Source organism: Actinopolymorpha pittospori (assembly GCF_014873875.1).
GTDB lineage: Bacteria > Actinomycetota > Actinomycetes > Propionibacteriales > Actinopolymorphaceae > Actinopolymorpha > Actinopolymorpha pittospori.
Map to the genome: position 1 here is coordinate 5,862,316 of NZ_JADBEM010000001.1, position 18,445 is coordinate 5,880,760.

An 18,445-nucleotide genomic window follows, 5' to 3' on the forward strand; every position below is an offset into this window, starting at 1 on the left:
GTCTCGGGAAGGGCGTTGGGGACGGTTCTGAGTGGAGGCTCGGGGTCAACGTGCGGGGCAGGCGCAGCGGTCTGGATGGGCGGATTGGTACATGCAGCAGCTTCGTCCGTTACGGGCACAGTAAGTCGGAGCGGGACTACGGATCGCGTCAGTTGCTCGAAATTTCTCGCGCGCTGTCTAGCTGATCGAGCAATAAGGCCCTAGCGTCAGGGGCAGTCGACGCGCCCACCAGGTTGACGCGTTATCCCGAGAGGAACGGGACATGGCATCTGGGGACATGAACCTCATCTTCATCGGCACTACCAGCCAGAACGGTGGCTGCCCCACGATGTACGAAGTCGAGGGCACCGGCGAGTTCGTCGTGCAGGGCGTCAGGTTGTCGGAGCAGGCCCGCGCGCAGCTGCGTGACCTCGCCTGTGACGAGGACGCGGTGGTCGTGCCGCGTGAGCTGTTGACTCGCTTCACTCCGAAGGGGTGACCGTGGCCGAGATTGTCAGTGGAGATGCCTTCAGTGATCTGTTCCGCAACTTCGAGCACACGGCGTGGCGGCTGGAAGTGCGCACCGCCTATGGGGTCGCGAACGAGGATGACCCGTACCGGCAGTTCCTGGCGGGCGAGGAACCCGACACCGAATGGTTCGGGCCGTGGCTGCGCCTGATGGAGGAACAGACTGGCCTGGGCAAGCGAGTGGAGCGGGTGCGCCTGATTGATGATCCGCCCTCGGACTATCTGCGGTTTGAGCTGTGGGGTACCCCGTTCAACCAGTCGGCTGGGGAGGACATCCGCTACCTCGACCGGCGCAAGGCCCAGGCTCTGAGCCTGCCTGGGTATGACTTCTGGTTGTTCGACTCCACCCTGCTCGCCCGACTGCAGTTCGGTGAGAACGACCGGTTCCTCGGCGTGACCCTCGACCGTGACCCGGCCGAAGTCGTACGCCACTGCTACTGGCGCGACGCCGCATGGCACCATGCCGAGTCCTTCGCCGACTATATGGAACGGACCACCGCGGCAGCTTGAGCAACTACCAGACAGCCCGGACCGCTCTCGGCGCCCGTCTCAAGGAGATGCGCGCCGAGGCCGGGCTGTCCGGGAAGCAAGTCGCCGCGGCGCTGGGCTGGCTGCCCTCGAAGGTCTCCAAGCTCGAGCACGGCAAGCAGACCCCCACCGAGGAGGATGTACGGGCATGGGCGGCCACCGTCGGTCAGCCTGCCGCCGCGAACGAGTTGACCAACCGACTACGGGCGTTGGAGACGCACTATGCGTCGTGGAAGCGGCAGATGTCGGCCGGGATCCGGGCGCGGCAGGAGGCCTGGCGCTTCGATGAGGCGAGCTCCACCCGCCTGTTGTGTTTTGAGTCGGCGTGCGTGCCGGGCCTGCTGCAGACACCGGAGTACGCGCGGCACATGTTCCTACGCCTGAACGAGGTGTTCCACAATCCGGGCACCATCGACGACGGTGTGCGCGCCCGGATGCATCGTCAGCAGATCCTGTACGACCCCGGGCGCACGTTCCATTTCCTGATCTGGGAAGCGGCGCTACATGTGCCGCTGTGCCCGCCGGAGGTGATGGCCGGCCAGCTCGACAGGCTCGTGGGCGCGGTCGGTTTGAACGCAATCCGTGTCGGCATCGTGCCGCTCGGGGGGCCGATCAGCATCGCACCATCGCACGGGTTCTGGGTTTACGACGAGCGGCTGGTGAAGGTGGAGACCATCGCCGCCGAGCTGCGCATCACCGAGCAGTCCGAGATCGGGATCTACCTCGACGTGTGGCGCCGCCTGGAACAGGCCGCCGTGCACGGTCCCGCTGCGCATCGCCTGCTGGCCCGCGTCCGGGCCTGCCTCGACCAAGGCAACGACGAGCAGGCGAACGCTTGAACCATCCGGCCAGGTACGCGACTACCTTCCTGCTTCAGCTCTTCGACGCACACTATGCCGCTATCTGCCCAGGTCGGGTGGCAACTCCTCAGGCCTGCGCCGATCCAGGCCAGTCGAGAGGATTCTTTTCGGCTGTGTTCGGCCACGGAGCAGCCTTCCTAAGTGCATGAACTGGGCAAGGTGCCCGTCAATCGTGGAGGTTGCGGAAGCGTCCACAGCTCTACCCCGTAATAGGCGACGGCGAGGATCGGAGCGCCTGTGGGGCTAGTGCCCACAGCTAGCCCGGCCGCCGCTGTATCGATCATCGCGGTGGGTTGGCCCGGGTTGTCGGGGTGCCAGACCAACACCCGTGAGCTATAGCCACCGGTGACGACACGGCCGTCGGGAAGCACCGCCACCGCCCACACGGTTCCGTCGAAGGTGCCCAATTCGAGGGGTTGGCCGGGGCGGTCGAGATTCCAGACCAGCACCCGTGAGTCGTAGCCGACGGTGACGACACGGCCGTCCGGGAGCACCGCTACCGCCGTTGCCGGGCTGTCGAGGGTGCCCAGCTCGGCTGGCTGGCCGGGGCGGTCGAGACTCCAGACCAGCACCCGCTTGTCCAACCCTCCGGTGACGACACGGCCGTCGGGGAGCACCGCCACTGCCAGCACTGCTTTGTGGTGGGTGCCCAATTCGGTGGGTTGGCCGGGGCGGTCGAGATGCCAGACCCGCACCCGTGAGTCGTAGCCGACGGTGACGACACGGCCCTCGGAGAGCACCGCCACCGCCAGCACTGCACCGTCGTGGGTGCCCAATTCGGTGGGTTGGCCGGGGCGGTCGAGTTGCCAGACCCGCACCCGCTCGTCCAACCCCCCGGTGACGACACGGCCGTCTGGGAGCACCGCCACCGCCTCCACCCCTCCGTCGTGGGTGCCCAGCTCGGCCGCCGGTTGGCCGGGGCGGTGGACATTCCAGACCAGTACCCGCTTGTCCTTGCCGACGGTGGCGACGCGGCCGTCGGGGAGAACGGCCACAGCCCGCACCGAATGGGTTCCAATCTGGGTGGGCTGTCCGGGCCGGTCCGGGTGCCAGACCAGCACCCGTGAGTCGCTCCCTCCAGTGACGACACGGCCGTCAGGAAGCACCGCCACCGCCCACACGGTTCCGTCGAAGGTGCCCAATTCGGTGGGATGGCCGGGACAGTCGGGGTGCCAGACCTGCACCCCCTCGACCAGCCCTCCGGTGAGGATGCGGCCGTCTGGGAGCACCGCCACCGCCAGCACCGCACCGTCGTGGGTGCTCAGCTCGGTGGGTTGGCCGGGCCGGTCGAGATTCCAGGCCAGCACCCGTGAGTCGTAGCCGACGGTGACGACACGGCAGTCCGGTAGCACCGCCACCGCCAGCACCGGGCCGCCATGGGTGCCCACCTCCAGTGCGGGGGGTATGGATCGCACTGTTGTCCATAGCGGCATGGCCCCAGGGTCAGGCCGGGACTGCGAAGAAGATCGAATGCTGGCGGCGAGCTCTCTCGCATCGAAGTGAAGGGCCTGGAGGCAAAGCTGCCGCAGGACGTAGCCGGGATCGTTGCTGGGCGTATCGGACTGCAGGTTGACCTGTTGCGCCGATACGACCGCGAGAAGGTCGTGCAGTCGGGGGTCCTCAACCATCGTGGCGGCTGCACGCAGGACCGCGAGGGTGGCGGCCACGCTGCCGAGTTTGATAGCCGCGTTGACCCAGGCGACGTCGCCTGCCAGGGCGGCGAGGCGGTGCGGGTCGTCGGTCAGTGTGGCGGGGTAGGTGTCGAGGAGGTAGCGGGGGGTGCCCGTTCCGTCCTGGTTGGGGTCAGGCCAGCCCGCTTGCTGCCAGGTGTCGGCCCAGGCGTGGACGCGTTCTCGGTAGGCGGGCTTGGCCAGTAACTTGTGGGAGCGTGCCTGTTCGAGCAGTGTGCCGTGGGCGAACTGGTACCTGGACCGGTCGGCGGTTCCAACTGGTTCGATGCTGCGGCCGGCGCGGTCGACGAGGAGCTGGTCGACATCCCACGCATCGGTACCGTCTCGGAGCGTCGGCGCGAGCAGGTCGGCCAGGTCCGCGGGGGACAAGGGCCCGGCGGCTGCGGCGAGCAGGCCGAGCGTCTCGCGGACCAGGCCACCTTCGGTGGCCAGCCGATCGACTTCGGCGGCGCCGAGGTCGCGCCGCTCCTCCCACCCGGGGGACCCGCTCAAGATGACAGGGGCGGTGTGGTGGAGGGGGTGGCCAGCGTTGTCCGCCAGGTCGGCGGGGAGTTCTGGGTGGGGGCGGCTGGTTACGTGCACGTGTGCATGGCCTGCGGACGGGTCGCTGCCGGCGACAAGATCGGGCAGCAGACTGGCGACGCTTGGCATGTCCCGAGGGCGGAGGTCCTCGTCCAGCCCGTCGACGACCAGCAGCAGGTGACGGCCGGTGTCATGGGCCCGTTGGACCGCCCGTTCCCACAGCAACCGGTAGGTGTGCTCGTCGTATCCAGCCAGCTCGACTGCCGGACACAGCGCGGCAAGCTGGGGAATGACCGCAGCGAGGAAGTTGCTGCTCTGCCCATCAGAGGCAACTCGGCGCAGGAAATAGGACACCACGTCCACCTCAGAAGGCAGGGTGGCGGTGACCGCGTGGTACATCAGGGCGGTCTTTCCGGCGAACGCGCCGCCTACGAGCCACCGGTATCCCTCGGTGCTCGTGGCGAAGGTGTTGATGGCGGCGAGCTCGTCGTCGCGGCCCTCCAGACGCAGCATTCGGCTGCGCAACGCCCGTCCCATCGACCGCAGCGTCGCCGAGTAGGGAGGGATCGGCCGGACGGGGCGGGGTGGCAGCACAGCCAGCGCGTCCGGGCCGGTCACGCCCAGCTTGGTCCACCACGCCGCAGGATCCGGTACTCCGGGGCGTGCGTTCGGGTTCGCCGGGTCGGGACTCAAGGCGGTGAGTGGCGTGGCGGAAAGCGACCCGGCCCCAGCTCGGGGCGCGTGTTCGGAGACCACACCGAGAAGTAACCCGGCAGAGGTCACTGGTCCGCCAGAGATACCCGACCAGGCGCACTCGTTCAGGGCCTGGTCCCGCGCAGGTAGGTCGCGGGGTGCGACCGAGACCTGCAGGTCGAGGAGCCCCCGGACGAGGCCGGATCCGACCGGGATCACGCCAGCCGCGTCGCACGTCTCTCGTATCGGTGCACTGATCGGCCCGCCCCTCGACCTCGGCTCGCCTGGGAACACCTCAGCGAACTGTGGGTATCCCCATGCGTGGCAGCGATCCACCACCTCGCCGCTGGCGCTGTCGCGGTCCACCCGCGCCAGACCGATCGGCGGCAGGTCCAGGTCCTGGTCATCGATCTCGACCAACGCCAGGTCCGGGCCAGCGACGGAGGTGGGGTCGCCCACGAATGCCTCATCCAACGGTAGGCAGAGCAGTGTCCTCTTGTCCGGGCCACGCACCCACACGCGATGCGCGCCAGCAACGACATGCGCCGCGGTCACCACCGTGCGGTGAGCGACAATGCAGCCCGACCCGTACCGGGTTTCCCCGGTGGGCAGCTCGGCGTTGACCTCGACCAGCCGGGCCCGGAGCGGCACCGCGTCCATCGTGGTGCGCTATCCCTTCGACACCGTGGTCGTGCTGGTGACCTTGACCGGCATACCGTTGCGGTCCACCGGCGGGTCGAGCACCACGGTGATAGTGCTGGTGTTCTGCCACTGCCGCGACCCGTCACCGCCCAACTCCAGACTTACGACGGGCACCTTGAACCCTGCCTTGGCGCCGACGCCCTTGGTGGCCACCACCTGCAGCTGCACCGTCACCGACGCGACCGGAAACCTGACGTCGCAGTCTTCGCCCGATTGCCTGGCTGCCAGTAGGTCGGCTCGGATCGACTCGATCGCCAATACCCTCTACCGGATCCGTCTCCTTCACAACCAGCCTTCCCATCAGCGATCTCGAGCCGAGGCCCGACACCCGGTCTCGGCACTGGACACCTGAGCGATGTGGCAACCTCACCGACGCCCAGCAGTGATCCCTTCTCCCGCGACGGTCGCATTAGGGATAACCAGGGCGGCCTCACGGCCCCAACCGGCCACCGCCGCGTGGCAAGTCACCGTTCGGCATCTGTGTTACCGCAACTCTGCCACCAATCGATCACGGCACCGGCCTGACCGTCCACAGCACATCAGGTTGTTGTCCGACATCCTTCCAGGCGCTCCCAGCGCGGCCGTCACAAGCAGCGAATCCAGCCCACGATCCAGGTCGACGCATTATCCGGAAGTCGAAGCCGGGCGTAGCCCGCTTCTACGGATGCCTGTACCAGGGTTGCATCATCTCGCCCCCGCAGGCAGCTCGGCACTGAGCCCGCCTCGCTCTGCCCACTGCTATCGACCCAGACAACCTCTCCCGGGATCCAGGCCGGCGGTCCCCCTCCGTCGGGCTGGAAGGTGCCTTGATGACGCGCTCCACTGAAGATAGCCGTCCCATGGGTGACGGTCGCCGGCTTGGCTCCGAACGGCAGCCTCAGCCCAACCAAGGCACCAACAACGAGCGCGCACACGACGACTGCAGCAGCCACTGCAATGGCGACGGGAAGACGGACGGCGACGGTGCGATTCATCCAGGTACGAGACGGCATGAGCCGATCATGGCAGCGGCGCGCGATCGCTGCTGGGAGTTCGCTAACCCGACGCAACGCGCCACAAGGGTGCACTCAGACACGGCCTGAAACGGTCGTGGGCGGTCTAGGAGTAGCCGCCACGCGGATGTTCCATGCGCAGTGGCAGGTGGCGGCCCGGCTCCTAGTCGATCAATGGTGCGTTATCGCGACGCGGGATGAGAATCCACACGACCGTGACGACCTGAAGCACAGCCGACGCCACGAGCAGCGGCCAGAGTCCGTTCCCTAGGACGAGTAGCACGACCGCGAGGACAAAGGCGAGCCCAGAGGCGACGGCGCCGACCCTGCGGGCGAAATCACTGATCGGCGAGGAGGGATCCATCCTGAACGGCAGGACGATGTTCCAAACTGCCGTCACCAGGCTCCCGACGAGAAGGAGGACAGTCGCCCAGAAAACTGCGGTGTCGGTGTCGATAGACACGGTGACAGTCACGTTGAGCCTCCACCTTGCACGCGGTGCCCGATCGGGACGACGGCTGACATGCGATTGCCCACGCCAAGGTACGCGTTCCGGCCGACCAGCGTGACCCCAGCAAGTCGTCGACGCAGATTCGAAGGAGCAAAAAGCAAATCAACCGTGGCGAAAGCGCTGGTACCACGCTTCGGAGGCCTCGTCGGCCAGGCGGTCGAAGGCCGGGCACGGGATGGCGATGTCGACGCGGTCGGGAATCTCGAGAAAATCGAGCAGGTGGCGCACGGTCGCCTGGTAGTCGGCGACCAGATCTTCGTAGACCACGGTGTACGGGACCACACCCCAGCGGTCGAACTGATCCTGCATGTCGGCCTCGCGCTGGTTGGCCCCGATGAGCAGGAATTCGAGCGCGTCGTGGTCGTAGCCGTCGATCACGTCGGCGGCGCTGGTGCGCGGCGGCGCCTCGCCCACCACGGTGTCGACGCGGTTGGGCCGGTGCCACTCCTGTGATCGGATCGCGCGCAACCACGAGACCGCAAGGCGCAGCTTGTTCCGCCGGGTCATGAACACGTGTTTGCAGGCGGGAAAAACCGCCGCCCAGGCCTTGCGTCCATCGGGATCGACCACGCCCGGGATTACACCGGCGAACAGAGCCGTCAGTTCCCGGTGCAGGTCGGCGCTCATGCCGTACTTGGCGCTCACCACGCCGTTGGGCGTGGCAGCCTCGCGCCAGAGGAAGTCGCGTAGCTGCACGGCATCGGGGACGCCATATTTGGCCGGCAGTCCGTGGCCTGCCGGGTCCTCGAGCCACTCGCGCGGACGCCCGGCGATGCCGGTGTCCTCCAGCGCTTGGGTCAACATGGTGCTGCCGACGCGCTGGCTGAACCAAATGAGATACGACTGTCGGGGCGCCGCGACCGCCATGCGCGGAGCTTAACGCGCCCCACGCATGGCACCCAGCTCAGCTTCGATGTTCAACAGGCGATTGTATTAGCCTAGCGCCGTCGACGAGGCCCCGGCGGTGGTCGGGGCGGGCCGAGGGCTTTGCGACCTCGCTTGGTCCGGTCCCGGAGACCGGGCCCAGGTGGACGATTGGCGGTAGGCGGCAAGCTGCCCGAGCCGGCCAAGGTTGTGGGACCGCGGCCTCCCGGACCAGGCCAGGGCAAAGCCCGCCCGCCCGGTCGGCTGACCTGCCGCGGCGGGCCGGCCACAGCCTCGATTCCGCGCGCGACAATCGCCAGGTGGGCGCGCTCGTGTGGATATGGAACTGGCAGATCCAGTGCTGCGGAACACCGTTCACGGTCGGGTCCGAGGTGACCTGGACGGTGACCGAACCGGACGCCGAGTCCCTGTCGCCGATCCTCGGCGAGACCAGGGCTGCGGGTGTCACCTACGAGGAGGAACACCATGGTTCGGAGGCGGCGGTGATCGGGTCCGTGCACGGCACGGTGCGCTCGATACAGGCAGTTCATTGTCAGCTCGCCTCAGTGCCTAACACCGATCCCCAGATCCTCGCCGCTGTGCCTGGATCCGCGGTCAGCGTCCATGTGACCCACGCCGATGGCTGGGACACTGGGGGCACCATAGAGGACTTCTGCGGTTACGTCGTCGACCTCGAGCAGCTGGACTTCCGGCCGGTCGAGTCGGGGTAGAGGCAGTCGCGCCGGACGGTCGGTCTATGGGTACAGGGCGGAGCGGGCTGCTTGCCAAGCCGAGCTGGCACAACGCCCGCTTTACCCCTACTGTGCGCGGAGGCTCCGGCATAATTCGACACCTGTGGCTGACCTTCGAACGATGCGGCTGTGCTGGTGACGACTGGCGTGGCGCCGGCATGCCTCGTTGCTGCGCTCACAGGGGACCGGCAGGCACGTACCTGGTCGCCTACGCCGTCCAGCTAGTACGCCTAGTTTGCGTCGACGTCGGCGGTTTCGATCTCGACACAGGCTGGTCGGGCCGGGGTAACGTCGAGTCTGTGGGCGTGGTTGATCTGGATGGGTTTCGGTCGCTTGCGCGTTCGTCTCCGTGGCGGTGGCGGACGTTGCGCATGGTCGTCACCTATACCGATCTTCCCGTCCAGTGGTCGCGTCCGGTCCGGGCATGGGTACGCCGTCCCAACGGCCTGCGGGTCGAGGAACTCAACGGATCACCGATCCTCATTGACTGGCTCGAGCACCCATGGGGAACCGGCGCGCGCGTCGACCGGCTGGGACGGTCGACCCCAGATCCTGAGCCGTTCGGTCCCCTCGACGACCGCGCGCCTCGCCCGCTGCTCCGCGACGATGGCCTGGTCGCCGAACGCCCACCCGAATTCGACCGGCTGCGCTACGACGACCCGATGTTCCACACCTACCGGTGGGTGGCGATGCTGGACCCCGTCGAACTCGCCGACGGAAGCCAACCGCCGACACACGTAGGGACCGGCTACCTACGGACCCCGGAACTGTCGCCACTGCGGTTGGAGACCGACGTGAAAGAGGTCCGCCACGAAGGGCGAGCGGCGTGGGAAACGGTGGTGGCCACCACCGACTTCTACGAGCCGCGATGCAGCTGTTGCGCCGCTCTCGAAGGTGCCCACAGTCAGCACCGGTGGATGTGGGAGACCGGTCGGTTCGACACCCCGACCGAAGAGTGGGCTGAATGGTACCGGGTTCGTCTTGACGCAGCTACCGGAGTGCTGGTCCTGACCGAGGAGATCGGTGGCCACACGGAAGGCCGGGGCTGGAGTGTAAGCATCGAAGCCGTGGACGCGGACATGCCCCGTCACATGCTCACTGCGGACGCCTAGACATACTCGCCGCTCGAGGGTGCGGCGTGTACGCGGCGAAGTCTTCGCCGCGGTGACGAACCCGCAGGTCAGAGGGTGGTTGGCGTCCTTCTGTAAAACCGTCGACCCGAGGGCAGTCGACACCTCGCCCGACGACTCCGACGATAGGAGGCGTCTGGCAGGTTGTACGCGGGGGTGTGACCGCCCGGCCGGCCGGGGTGCGGGATGTGTAGCTCATGCGCACGGTCGTGGGTGCGGGTTTGGGTGCGAAATGCTGTCGGCGGGGGTGGTTGTGGGGGCTGTGGGGGAGTGGGCTGGTGGCAAAGTCGCTGGTAGATGGCGTGGTCGCTGTTGGGGAGAGTTCTCATAATCCCTGGGTCGCGGGTTCGAGTCCCGCCCGCCCTACCCCTACTGACCTGCGAAGATGCGGATCTTCGGCAGGTCGTCGGCCTGGTTTGCGCGGTTCGGGTGCGAGTGTGGGTGCGAAATTGTCCCTTGGTCGGTTCTGACTGTGGTCACTCCCGTTGACGGTGGACTCACAGGACTGACAGGGGGCGGCCGGTTGCCGCACCCGGGTGGAACTGCGCCGTCCTGGACGTCGTGGACTTTTGTCTGGCGTCCCCTACACGACGATCACCAGGGTCCACGCCCCTTGCGCTGCGGCATAGGCACTGGCACATTGCCGCTCACCTCGTGGGTCTTTACTCGAAGTGCCCCGAGTCTCATCTCCGCAAGTTCCCGCTAGCGCTGGTGGGGTGTGTCATCCCGAGGTCCCCGCAGCCGGTCTGCTACGTCGGCCCGTGCCGCCTTGGGGCCGATGCTCTCGATGACGCATGCTCGTGGAGTGCCGGCGGACTTGGATTAGGGTCAGCTACCGGTGAAGCGTGGGTCGCGCTTATCCATGAATGCGGCGATGCCCTCCCTGCCATCAGTGCTACCGAACAGCCGGGACAGCGCGGCCTGCTCGGCCGTAAGCGCCGCGTCGAGTGCCTGTTGGACTCCTTCGTCGATCAGCCGCTTGGCCTCGCGTACGGCGAGAGGGGCGTTTGCGGCGAGCTCGGCGGCGAGCTCGCCGGCACATGACTGCAGGTCGCCCGGCTCCACGACCTGGACGAGCAGCCCTCGACGTTCAGCCTCCTCCGGGCGCATGCTGCGGCCCCTGAAGATCAGATCCTTCGTCGCCCTGGTTCCGATCGCCCGGGCCAGGCGCTGCGTCCCGCCACCGCCTGGGACGAGACCGAGCTTGACCTCCGGCAGCCCAAACCGCGCTTTCGTGGACGCCACGATGAGGTCGCAGCACAGGGCGAGTTCGAACCCACCGCCGAATGCGTAGCCGTTGACCGCTGCGACCGTCGGTTGCGGCAGGTGCTCGAGCTCGGTGAAGACCGACCGGGAGAGGCGTTGGTAGGCGTCGAAGTCCGCCTTGCTGGCGTCGCGGTACTCCGCCACGTCGGCACCGGCGATGAATCCGCGTCCGGTTCCCGTGATGACGAGAGCGCGTACGTCGGAGCCGCGGATGGAGCGGAAGTAGTCGCCTAGCGCTGTCACCATGCCGGTGGAGAGTGCGCCCAGGGCGGCTTCGCGGTCGACGCGAAGCGTGGCAACCGCGCCTTGACGGGTTTCGACCAGGTGGTCGTGGACCCGCCTGTGCGGGAGTGCTGCGGGATCGGTGGCGTCGGTCATCCGATGGCTCCTTCGGCGCGCAGACCGGCGATCTCCTCGGCTGAGAGCACTTCGGCGAAAATCTCGTCGGTGTGCTGGCCCGCTGTCGGCGGCGCGTAGCGCAACTGCCAAGGCGTTTCCGAGAGGCGGATCGGGCAGCCGATGAGCTCGAGTCGTCCGGCGACTGGATGATCGACCTCGACGATGAGATCGTGCCCTTGCTCGCGTAGCTCTTCTACCGCCTGTGCCGTGGTGCGTACGGGGGCACACCAGATGCCTGCCGGCATGAGCACACCGACCAGCTCCGCGACGGTGCGCTGGACGGTTGCCCCCTCGAGTCGCTGTTTGATGTCGTCGCGGTCGCGCCACGCGTCGAGCCCCTCCATGCCGTCGACGCCGAGAAGGTCGGCGACCTTCGGGAACGGAGCCATCGCGAGCGCGAGCCAGCCGTCCGCCGCCTGATAGATCCCGAACGGCGCGGACAGCCACGCCTGCCCGATGCCCGCCGCCGACCGCTCCCAGTCCTGTCCCTGGTTGACCAGTGCCGAGATCTCCTGGCACTGCAGCGCGATCGCGGTCGAGTACAGGTCGACCTCGACGCGCTGGCCGATCCCGTGCCGTTCCCGGGCGACCAACGCGGCCAGGATGCCGTTGGAGAGGGTGAGAGCGGTGGAAGCGTCCACGATCGACGTGCCTGCGGGGGTCGGTGGGTCACCAGCGCGGCCGCCGGCCGCGGCGAGGCCGGACATCGCCTGGATCAACAGGTCCTGGCCGGGCCGGTTTTCCTTGGCGAACACGGTGTCCTGACCCCAGCCGGAGCCCGAGCAGTAGATGATGTCGGGCCGGACCCGACGGAAGTCGTCGTACCCCAGACCCAGTCTGGATAGGACACCAGGTCGGAAGTTCTCGACCACGACGTCGCAGCTTCGTCCGAGCTCGAGGATCGCGTCGCGGGCGGCGGCCGACTTGAGGTCGGCGGTGACAGAACGCTTGTTGCGGTTCATGGCGAGGAACGCCGCCGAATCGCCCGCCACCAGGTCACCGAGCATCTCCAGGGTTCGTTCCCACTCGCCACCCAGCCGCTCGACCTTGATCACGTCCGCACCGAGGTCGGCGAGCAGTTGGGTGCCGTAGGGACCGAGCATCATCTGGGTGAAGTCGAGGATGCGGATGCCTTCCAGCGCTGCTGGCACGGCGTTCTCCTTTCGGTTCAGTGAGTGGAGGCCGGGACGGCGGCGGACGCGCGTCGTGCGCGTCCGAAGACAGCGAGCAGGATCGCGGGAACGGCTGCGACCGCCCCGGAGATAAGGAAGGACAGCTCCCACGAACCCGATGCATCGACGATGTAGCCGAGCACGATCGGCGCGAAGATGCCGGCCAGGTTGGCGATGAAGTGGACGAAGCCGGACGCTGCGCCGAAGCGGTGCGCCGGGATCGCGGGCTGGATCAGCGCGAAGAACTGCGCGCCCACCACGTAGAGGATGAACACGGTCACGGCCATCAACGCGACGGCCGCGGCGGTGGTGCGAACGACGCCAACCGGAGCGAACGCGAGTCCCACCAGCAGCAGCCCGACGACCGTCGTCCACTTGCGCGACGCGAACAGGCCGAATCTCCGGCCGAGCGCATCGGTGAAGATCCCGCCGAGGGCGAGGCCGACGAAGCCGCACAGCCAGGGGATCGCGCCGGTGAAGGCGATCTGGTTCAGGTCCAGGCCGTGTGCGTCGTGCAGGAACTCCGGGAACCAGGTGAGGAAGGTGTAGAGAACCCAGGAGTAACCGAAGTAGGTGAGGGCCGTGGTGACGACGATCGGCATCCGCAGGTAGCTCGCCAGGCTCCGGTCGTCCTGGTCGTCGGTGCCTGTGGACCGCGCGGCGACCTGGGCGTCCTCCTCCATCTCGGCTACCTCGCCCGCCCGCACCCACGGGTGGACGGCGGGGGTGTCCCGCACGAGGACCCACCAGCCGATCAGAAAGAAGATCCCCACCAGACCGAGGATGATGAACGGCGCCCGCCAGTTTCCGTGGAACGCGTTGATGATCGCGACAATGATGGGCGTGCCGACCGCCCCGCCGAGCGGCGTGGACGCCTGGGACAGCCCGAGAGCGGTGCCCATGCGACGGCGCGGGAACCAGTTGGACATCGTCTTGGCAGTCACCGACGCCTGTGGCCCCTCGCCGAAGCCGAACAACAGCCGGATGACCATGAAGGAGGCAAGGCCGAATCCCGCGGCGGTCAGGGCGGTGAACAACGACCACCATCCCACCGCCCAGGCCATCACCTTGCGCGGGCCGAACTTGTTGGAGGTGTAGCCGCCGACGAAGCAGAAAGGCGCGTACCCGACGAAGAAGATGGCGGAGATCCAGCCCCAGGTGGACTTCGAGAATCCGTACTCGGCGATGATCAATGGCGCGGCCAAACCGATGGCGGCGCGGTCGGCGTAGTTGAGTCCGAGCACGAGGAAGTTCGTGCTCAGGATGACCCACCGGTACCTGAAGCCCCTGTCGTTCCTGGTAGCGGTGCGAGTGGCGGGTGTAGTGGCAGCCACGGCTCGGCCTACCTCCTTCGTGTGGGAGCGTTTCTCAGCGAGTTCTCGTGCGCGGGTTGCTCATTCGCCGACGAGCCGCGCACGGTCGGCCCAGTACCTCTCGCGGATCTCCCGGCGCCGCAACTTCCCGTTGCCAGAGACGGGCAACTCGGTCGCGAACTCGACGTAGAGCGGTTTCTTGTAGCTGGCAAGGCGTTCTCGGCAGGCGGTCACGACGTCTTCGTCGGACAGCGTGAAACCGGGCCGGGTGACGACCACGGCCGCGACGGCCTCGCCCCAGCGTTCGTGGGGAACACCGACCACCACGACTTCCTGTACGGCGTCGAGTTCGGCGATGGCGCGCTCTACTTCGGACGGGTAGATGTTGAAGCCGCCGCTGACGATGACCTCGCGGCGCCGGTCGACCAGGTAGAGGTAGCCGTCGTCCTCCAGTCGGCCGAGATCACCGGTACGGAACCAGCCGTCGGCTGAGAGAACCTCGTGGGTCTCCTCTGGCCGGTCCCAGTACCCGGGCATCACGGCAGCTCCACGCACGCGTACTTCGCCGGGTGCTCCCACCGGTGCCGGGACGTCGTCGGCGTCGACAACCTGGAGTTCGATCTCGGCCACCGGCCGTCCTGCGGAGGACAGCCGCGCTGGCGCGGTGGCCGACGGTACGGGCCGATGCTCGGCAGCGCTCAGCACAGTGAGGGGCGCCAGGGCCTCCGAAAGGCCGTAGCACTGGTAGAGCACGTCACCGAACACCTCCCGTGCCCGTACCAACGCCTGGGCCGAGATCGCCGAACCGCCGTAAGGCACCGCGCGCAGATGTGCCGCCCGGAAGGGTGTCCCGGCCTCAGCCCGGCGTTCGGCAACAGCGGTCAATTCCTTCAGCATCGTCGGAACGAGGGGGAGGACCGACACCTGGTGCTCCACGACGAGGTCGAGGGACCGGGGAGGGTCGAACCGTCGTACGGGCACGACCGCGGCACCTCGGAACGTGTACGCCGAGCCGGCCGAACCACCGAAGTGACTCATCGGCGCCACGTGCAGCACGACGTCGCCGGGACCGGACGGCGGAAGTTCGGCCCAGAAGGCGCGCAGCATCGCGAGCCATCCGGCATGCGTGACGATCGCGCCCTTCGGCTGGCCAGTGGTCCCCGACGTGTACATCAGTGCCGCCACCTCGTCCTCGGTCGGAGCCGGCACGTCCGGGGCCGTCTCGGAGGCACCTGGCGCGACCAGGTAGGCCAGCGTGGAGTCACTCCCGGCCACAGCCCCGCCGTCGGCGGCGACGAGCGTCCGCAACAGGGGGAGAGTGGAACGACGGTCCGCGACGAGTTCGGCGTGGGTCTGTTCGCAGAGGACGGCAGCCGCTCCGCAGTCGGCCGCGATGGTGGCGATCTCCTGGCCGTGCAGGCGACTGCTCACCGCGACCCGGACGAGTCCGCTCAAAAAGAGGGCATGCTCGACAATCAGAACCTCTGGCCGGTTGTCGAGCGCCATCACCACGCGGTCGCCGGGGCGCAGGCCGGCTGTCAACAGCCGGTTGGCGGTACGCCGGGCCGCGGCGCCGAGGTCTGCGAAGGTGAGCCACCCGTCCCCGGAGAGGATCGCGGGCCGGTCGGCGAAGCGTTCGTGCGCGCGGCGGGCAAGAGTGGCAAGGGTCGTCATGCCTCGTCACCATTTTCGGTGACCGTTCGCTGCCACAGGTCGAGCAGTTCCTTGCCGATGGCCGCCGGCGGCTCCTGCCGGCGTACCCGCTCGTGCAGCAGTTCCCCAGCGCGCTGCTGGTAACGGGGATATCCAGCGTCGCGTGCGCGCAGGAACGACGCGTCCAGCGTGGCCAGGGTGTCGGCGAAGAAGCCGTGGGTCAGGTCGTTCGCGGACGGATCGGTCCAGGCCCGGCGATGCCCGGGCTGGCCGCCCGCGTGCAGGTACGTGCCCCGCTGGCAGGCCTCGGACACGATCCACGCCGCGACGTCGACCGCGGCACCGGGATCGGCGCACTGGGCCGACACAGCCAAGCCGACCCCGCCGGTCATGGTGCCGACGGGTGTCGGTCCCGGGTATGGCGCGTCGGCGAACCTGAGGAGATGGCGGCCGTGTCCGTCGCGCGCGTAGTTGGAGTAGCCGAAGACGAGTGGGACGTAGCCGATCGGTGCCCCGGCGGCCATCGCGTCGAGCGTCTGGATCGGGTCACGGGTCAGCGATACCGGGTCCACCCGGTGCAGCAACTGGTACACCCGCTCCAGCGCGGCGACCGCGATCGACGGATCGATTCCGGTTCGCGGCCACCACCGCGGCCGACCGCCGACGCCGTCCGCGGTGAGGTTGGCCTCGGTGGCAACGTGGTGGCACAGCGAGATGAACGTCGACCACAAGTGCGTAGGGTTGGCCGGTGACTCGGCGACGACCCCTGCGGGTAGGGAGGCGAGGAGCGCGTGGGCCTCGTCCCAGGTCCGCGGTAGCGGCGCCTGGAGCAGGTCCGGCCGGTACGCCGACACCTGCGCCGCCGCATCCATCGGGAGCGCCCACTGGTGTCCGGCCATGGCATAGCTGCGGTAGCTGGGCCCGACGGAGTTCCGTTCCTGCTCGGCAAGGGTCTCGGCCGGCAGAACCTCGTCCAGGGGGAGCAACGCGCCAGTCGCCGCTGCCTGTCCGACGAAGGGGTGATCGATGGCGATTAGGTCGAACCTCCGGGCCAACTCGACCACGGGGACGTCCTCGAACTCTTGCAGCGAACGCGCTGCCCACTCGACCGTCACCTCCGGATGGACGGCGGTGAACGCGGCGGTGGCCGCGTGTACCGAAGCAGAGCCCCGGGGGTGGCTCCAGGTCATGCCCCGAAGGTGCGGCATGTCGGTCCTTTCCTCAGGAGGTGGCGCGTCGGGAGGTGTGGTGTCGTGCCGTTCACCCCGGACTGGCGGTGGAGCGGCGTACGACGAGTTCGGGCGGAGGATCGCTGAGGAGGTGGCCGCCGGGTTCGGCCTTCGCGCCGGACAGCACCAGTTCCACAGCCCGCCGGCCCATCGCCTGCAACGGCAGCCGCACGGTCGTGAGGGGCGGGGAGCCGTGCGCGACGAACCACGCGTCGTGCAGGCCAATCACGGACAGGTCCTCCGGGACGCGGACGCCGGCCTCGCGTGCGGCCGCAAGCGCTCCGACACTGACGACGACATTGGCGACGAACACCGCGGTGGGTCGCTGCGTACCGCTTATCAGCTTGCTCATCGCGGCGTGGCCGGCCTCGGAGTTCCAGTCCTGTTCGACGATCCACTTCCGACGGACGGGTAGTCCGTGCCGCTGGAGCGCCGTTCGCCAGCCCGACTGCCGGCGGTCGGAGAGGTCGGAACCCGCTCGCCCACCGAGGTAACCGATGTCGCGATGCCCGAGAGCGACGAGATGGTCGACGGCCACCCCGGCGGCGTCCTCGTCGGCCAGCCGCACCGCCGGGAGCCCGGCTCGGGGACGGCTGTTGACCAACAGCGTCGGCAACCGCTCCGCCGCCCGTGTGGACAGCGCGTCGTCGAAGTCGAATCCGCTGCCCTGCCAGAGCAGACCGTCGATCCGGCCGTCTCCGAGTAGTTGGTCCAGTACGGCGTTGTTCGCCGCGAGTTCGGGTGCTTCCGCCAGCAGCAACACCTGGCCGGCCGCAGACGCCGCCTCCTGGGCGCCTCGGATGATCCCGGCGTGAATCGGGTTGCTCACGTCGTGGACGACGAGTCCGATCGCGCCCGCACGAGAAAGGCGCAGTGCTCGTGCCGCACCGTGGGGAACGTAGTGCAACTCGCGCGCGGCAGCGACCACCCGCTCCCTGGTTTCGTCACGTACCCGCAAAGTGCTGTCACCGTTGAGCACGCGAGAGGCGAGTGAGACCGACACGCCGGCGTGCTGTGCCACGGCGGACAGTCCACGCGGCCGATGACCGGTGGTCATGCCGGCGCCTCTGTCGGTCGGCGCTCGACGAGGTAGATATGGACCAACGCGAGGACGACCTCACCACGCTGGTTGGTGACGGTGACCTTCTCGTCGACGTAACCGGCGTCGGCGCGTGTCGGGTGCGGCCGAAGGCCGGCGATCTCGGCTTCCACCGAGATCGTGTCACCGATGAACACCGGCCGGACGAAGCGGATCCGGTCATAGCCGTAGCTGAACGCGACCGGATTGATGTCGCCGGCGGTCATCCCGACAGCGACCGACAGGATCAGGGTGCCGTGCGCGATGCGTTGACCAAAGGGTTGGGTGGCACACCATTCGGCGTCGACATGGTGGGGAAACCAGTCTCCCGTCTGACCCGCATGCAGAACGATGTCCGCCTCGGTGATGGTGCGTCCGGTGCTCTGCCGGCGTGTACCGACCTCGTAGTCCTCGACGTACCGCTTCACCGTCTGCACACGCTCCTCCAGTGGTATAACGTTTTACCAACGGCAGTACGGCATCTTTCTCCCTCGATCGGCGACTCGTCAAGTGCTTGCTGACGATCGCCGCGTCCGCTGGTATCGACTTCCGCGCTGGTCCGGGCCGGAGGATGTCAGTCGAC

16 protein-coding genes are annotated in these 18,445 nt (G+C 67.9%); 5 read left to right on the plus strand and 11 right to left on the minus strand.

The genetic code is table 11. The features are described 5' to 3' along the window. The first annotated feature begins 262 nt into the window (after positions 1-262). From HEB94_RS27380 to HEB94_RS27390, 3 genes are read left to right on the plus strand one after another with little or no spacing between them, the layout of a single operon-like run. The gene (locus HEB94_RS27380) at positions 263-478 is read left to right on the plus strand and encodes a hypothetical protein (RefSeq protein WP_202896573.1); all 216 of its coding nucleotides are present in this window, start codon (positions 263-265) and stop codon (positions 476-478) included. Between the two features lie 2 nt (positions 479-480). Further along, on the plus strand, positions 481-1,017 hold the full coding sequence (locus HEB94_RS27385; RefSeq protein ID WP_192752559.1) for a DUF6879 family protein: 537 nt from the start codon (positions 481-483) through the stop codon (positions 1,015-1,017). Then, on the plus strand, positions 1,014-1,874 hold the full coding sequence (locus HEB94_RS27390; protein ID WP_192752560.1) for a helix-turn-helix domain-containing protein: 861 nt from the start codon (positions 1,014-1,016) through the stop codon (positions 1,872-1,874). The genes HEB94_RS27385 and HEB94_RS27390 overlap by 4 nt, the downstream gene beginning before the upstream one ends. Positions 1,875-2,032: 158 nt before the next feature. Here HEB94_RS27390 and HEB94_RS27395 read toward each other — a convergent pair whose 3' ends face one another. The 4 genes from HEB94_RS27395 to HEB94_RS27410 all read right to left on the minus strand — a co-directional run bounded on the left by HEB94_RS27395 (position 2,033) and on the right by HEB94_RS27410 (position 7,873). Continuing rightward, positions 2,033-5,461: a P-loop domain-containing protein gene (locus tag HEB94_RS27395; RefSeq protein ID WP_192752561.1), complete on the minus strand. Its 3,429-nt coding sequence runs from the start codon at positions 5,459-5,461 to the stop codon at positions 2,033-2,035. A 9-nt stretch (positions 5,462-5,470) separates the two neighbouring features. After that, positions 5,471-5,761: a trypco2 family protein gene (locus tag HEB94_RS27400; RefSeq protein WP_238361635.1), complete on the minus strand. Its 291-nt coding sequence runs from the start codon at positions 5,759-5,761 to the stop codon at positions 5,471-5,473. An 897-nt stretch (positions 5,762-6,658) separates the two neighbouring features. Continuing rightward, positions 6,659-6,970, minus strand: a complete 312-nt coding sequence (locus HEB94_RS27405; RefSeq protein ID WP_192752563.1) for a hypothetical protein — start codon at positions 6,968-6,970, stop codon at positions 6,659-6,661. Positions 6,971-7,108: 138 nt separating this feature from the next. After that, the gene (locus tag HEB94_RS27410) at positions 7,109-7,873 is read right to left on the minus strand and encodes a Stf0 family sulfotransferase (RefSeq protein WP_192752564.1); all 765 of its coding nucleotides are present in this window, start codon (positions 7,871-7,873) and stop codon (positions 7,109-7,111) included. 317 nt (positions 7,874-8,190) lie between these two features. Between HEB94_RS27410 and HEB94_RS27415 the strand changes: the two genes are divergently transcribed. Together HEB94_RS27415 and HEB94_RS27420 are read left to right on the plus strand one after the other, a co-directional pair. Then, positions 8,191-8,601, plus strand: a complete 411-nt coding sequence (locus HEB94_RS27415; RefSeq protein WP_192752565.1) for a DUF6578 domain-containing protein — start codon at positions 8,191-8,193, stop codon at positions 8,599-8,601. Between the two features lie 392 nt (positions 8,602-8,993). After that, positions 8,994-9,734 (plus strand): hypothetical protein, encoded by a 741-nt coding sequence (locus tag HEB94_RS27420; RefSeq protein ID WP_192752566.1) that lies wholly within the window; start codon positions 8,994-8,996, stop codon positions 9,732-9,734. An 846-nt stretch (positions 9,735-10,580) separates the two neighbouring features. Here the strand turns inward: HEB94_RS27420 and HEB94_RS27425 are convergent. Genes HEB94_RS27425 through HEB94_RS27455 form a run of 7 tightly spaced genes read right to left on the minus strand, consistent with a single transcriptional unit; the run spans position 10,581 to position 18,299 of the window. Beyond that, entirely contained in the window at positions 10,581-11,396 is an 816-nt protein-coding gene (locus HEB94_RS27425; RefSeq protein ID WP_192752567.1) for an enoyl-CoA hydratase/isomerase family protein, read from the minus strand. Further along, positions 11,393-12,568 (minus strand): CoA transferase, encoded by a 1,176-nt coding sequence (locus tag HEB94_RS27430; protein WP_192752568.1) that lies wholly within the window; start codon positions 12,566-12,568, stop codon positions 11,393-11,395. Before HEB94_RS27430 ends, HEB94_RS27425 begins: the two co-directional genes overlap by 4 nt. A gap of 17 nt (positions 12,569-12,585) precedes the next feature. Then, positions 12,586-13,923 (minus strand): MFS transporter, encoded by a 1,338-nt coding sequence (locus HEB94_RS27435; protein ID WP_202896575.1) that lies wholly within the window; start codon positions 13,921-13,923, stop codon positions 12,586-12,588. Positions 13,924-13,983: 60 nt separating this feature from the next. Continuing rightward, positions 13,984-15,576 carry a class I adenylate-forming enzyme family protein gene (locus HEB94_RS27440; protein ID WP_192752569.1) on the minus strand — a complete coding sequence of 531 codons (1,593 nt, stop codon included), beginning with the start codon at positions 15,574-15,576 and terminating at the stop codon, positions 13,984-13,986. After that, entirely contained in the window at positions 15,573-16,763 is a 1,191-nt protein-coding gene (locus tag HEB94_RS27445) for an ABC transporter substrate-binding protein (protein WP_192752570.1), read from the minus strand. The genes HEB94_RS27440 and HEB94_RS27445 overlap by 4 nt, the downstream gene beginning before the upstream one ends. Positions 16,764-16,815: 52 nt before the next feature. Continuing rightward, positions 16,816-17,841 carry a LacI family DNA-binding transcriptional regulator gene (locus HEB94_RS27450; protein WP_192752571.1) on the minus strand — a complete coding sequence of 342 codons (1,026 nt, stop codon included), beginning with the start codon at positions 17,839-17,841 and terminating at the stop codon, positions 16,816-16,818. Then, entirely contained in the window at positions 17,838-18,299 is a 462-nt protein-coding gene (locus HEB94_RS27455; protein WP_337918024.1) for a MaoC family dehydratase, read from the minus strand. Before HEB94_RS27455 ends, HEB94_RS27450 begins: the two co-directional genes overlap by 4 nt. Positions 18,300-18,445: the final 146 nt, after the last annotated feature.

What these genes read in the sequence shown, in the direction of transcription:
- HEB94_RS27425 (WP_192752567.1), bottom strand. Translation starts at nt 11,396, where the DNA reads ATGACCGACGCCACCGATCCCGCAGCACTCCCGCACAGGCGGGTCCAC.
- HEB94_RS27440 (WP_192752569.1), bottom strand. Translation starts at nt 15,576, where the DNA reads ATGACGACCCTTGCCACTCTTGCCCGCCGCGCGCACGAACGCTTCGCC.
- HEB94_RS27380 (WP_202896573.1), top strand. Translation starts at nt 263, where the DNA reads ATGGCATCTGGGGACATGAACCTCATCTTCATCGGCACTACCAGCCAG.
- HEB94_RS27420 (WP_192752566.1), top strand. Translation starts at nt 8,994, where the DNA reads ATGGTCGTCACCTATACCGATCTTCCCGTCCAGTGGTCGCGTCCGGTC.
- HEB94_RS27450 (WP_192752571.1), bottom strand. Translation starts at nt 17,841, where the DNA reads ATGACCACCGGTCATCGGCCGCGTGGACTGTCCGCCGTGGCACAGCAC.
- HEB94_RS27445 (WP_192752570.1), bottom strand. Translation starts at nt 16,763, where the DNA reads ATGCCGCACCTTCGGGGCATGACCTGGAGCCACCCCCGGGGCTCTGCT.
- HEB94_RS27410 (WP_192752564.1), bottom strand. Translation starts at nt 7,873, where the DNA reads ATGGCGGTCGCGGCGCCCCGACAGTCGTATCTCATTTGGTTCAGCCAG.
- HEB94_RS27395 (WP_192752561.1), bottom strand. Translation starts at nt 5,461, where the DNA reads ATGGACGCGGTGCCGCTCCGGGCCCGGCTGGTCGAGGTCAACGCCGAG.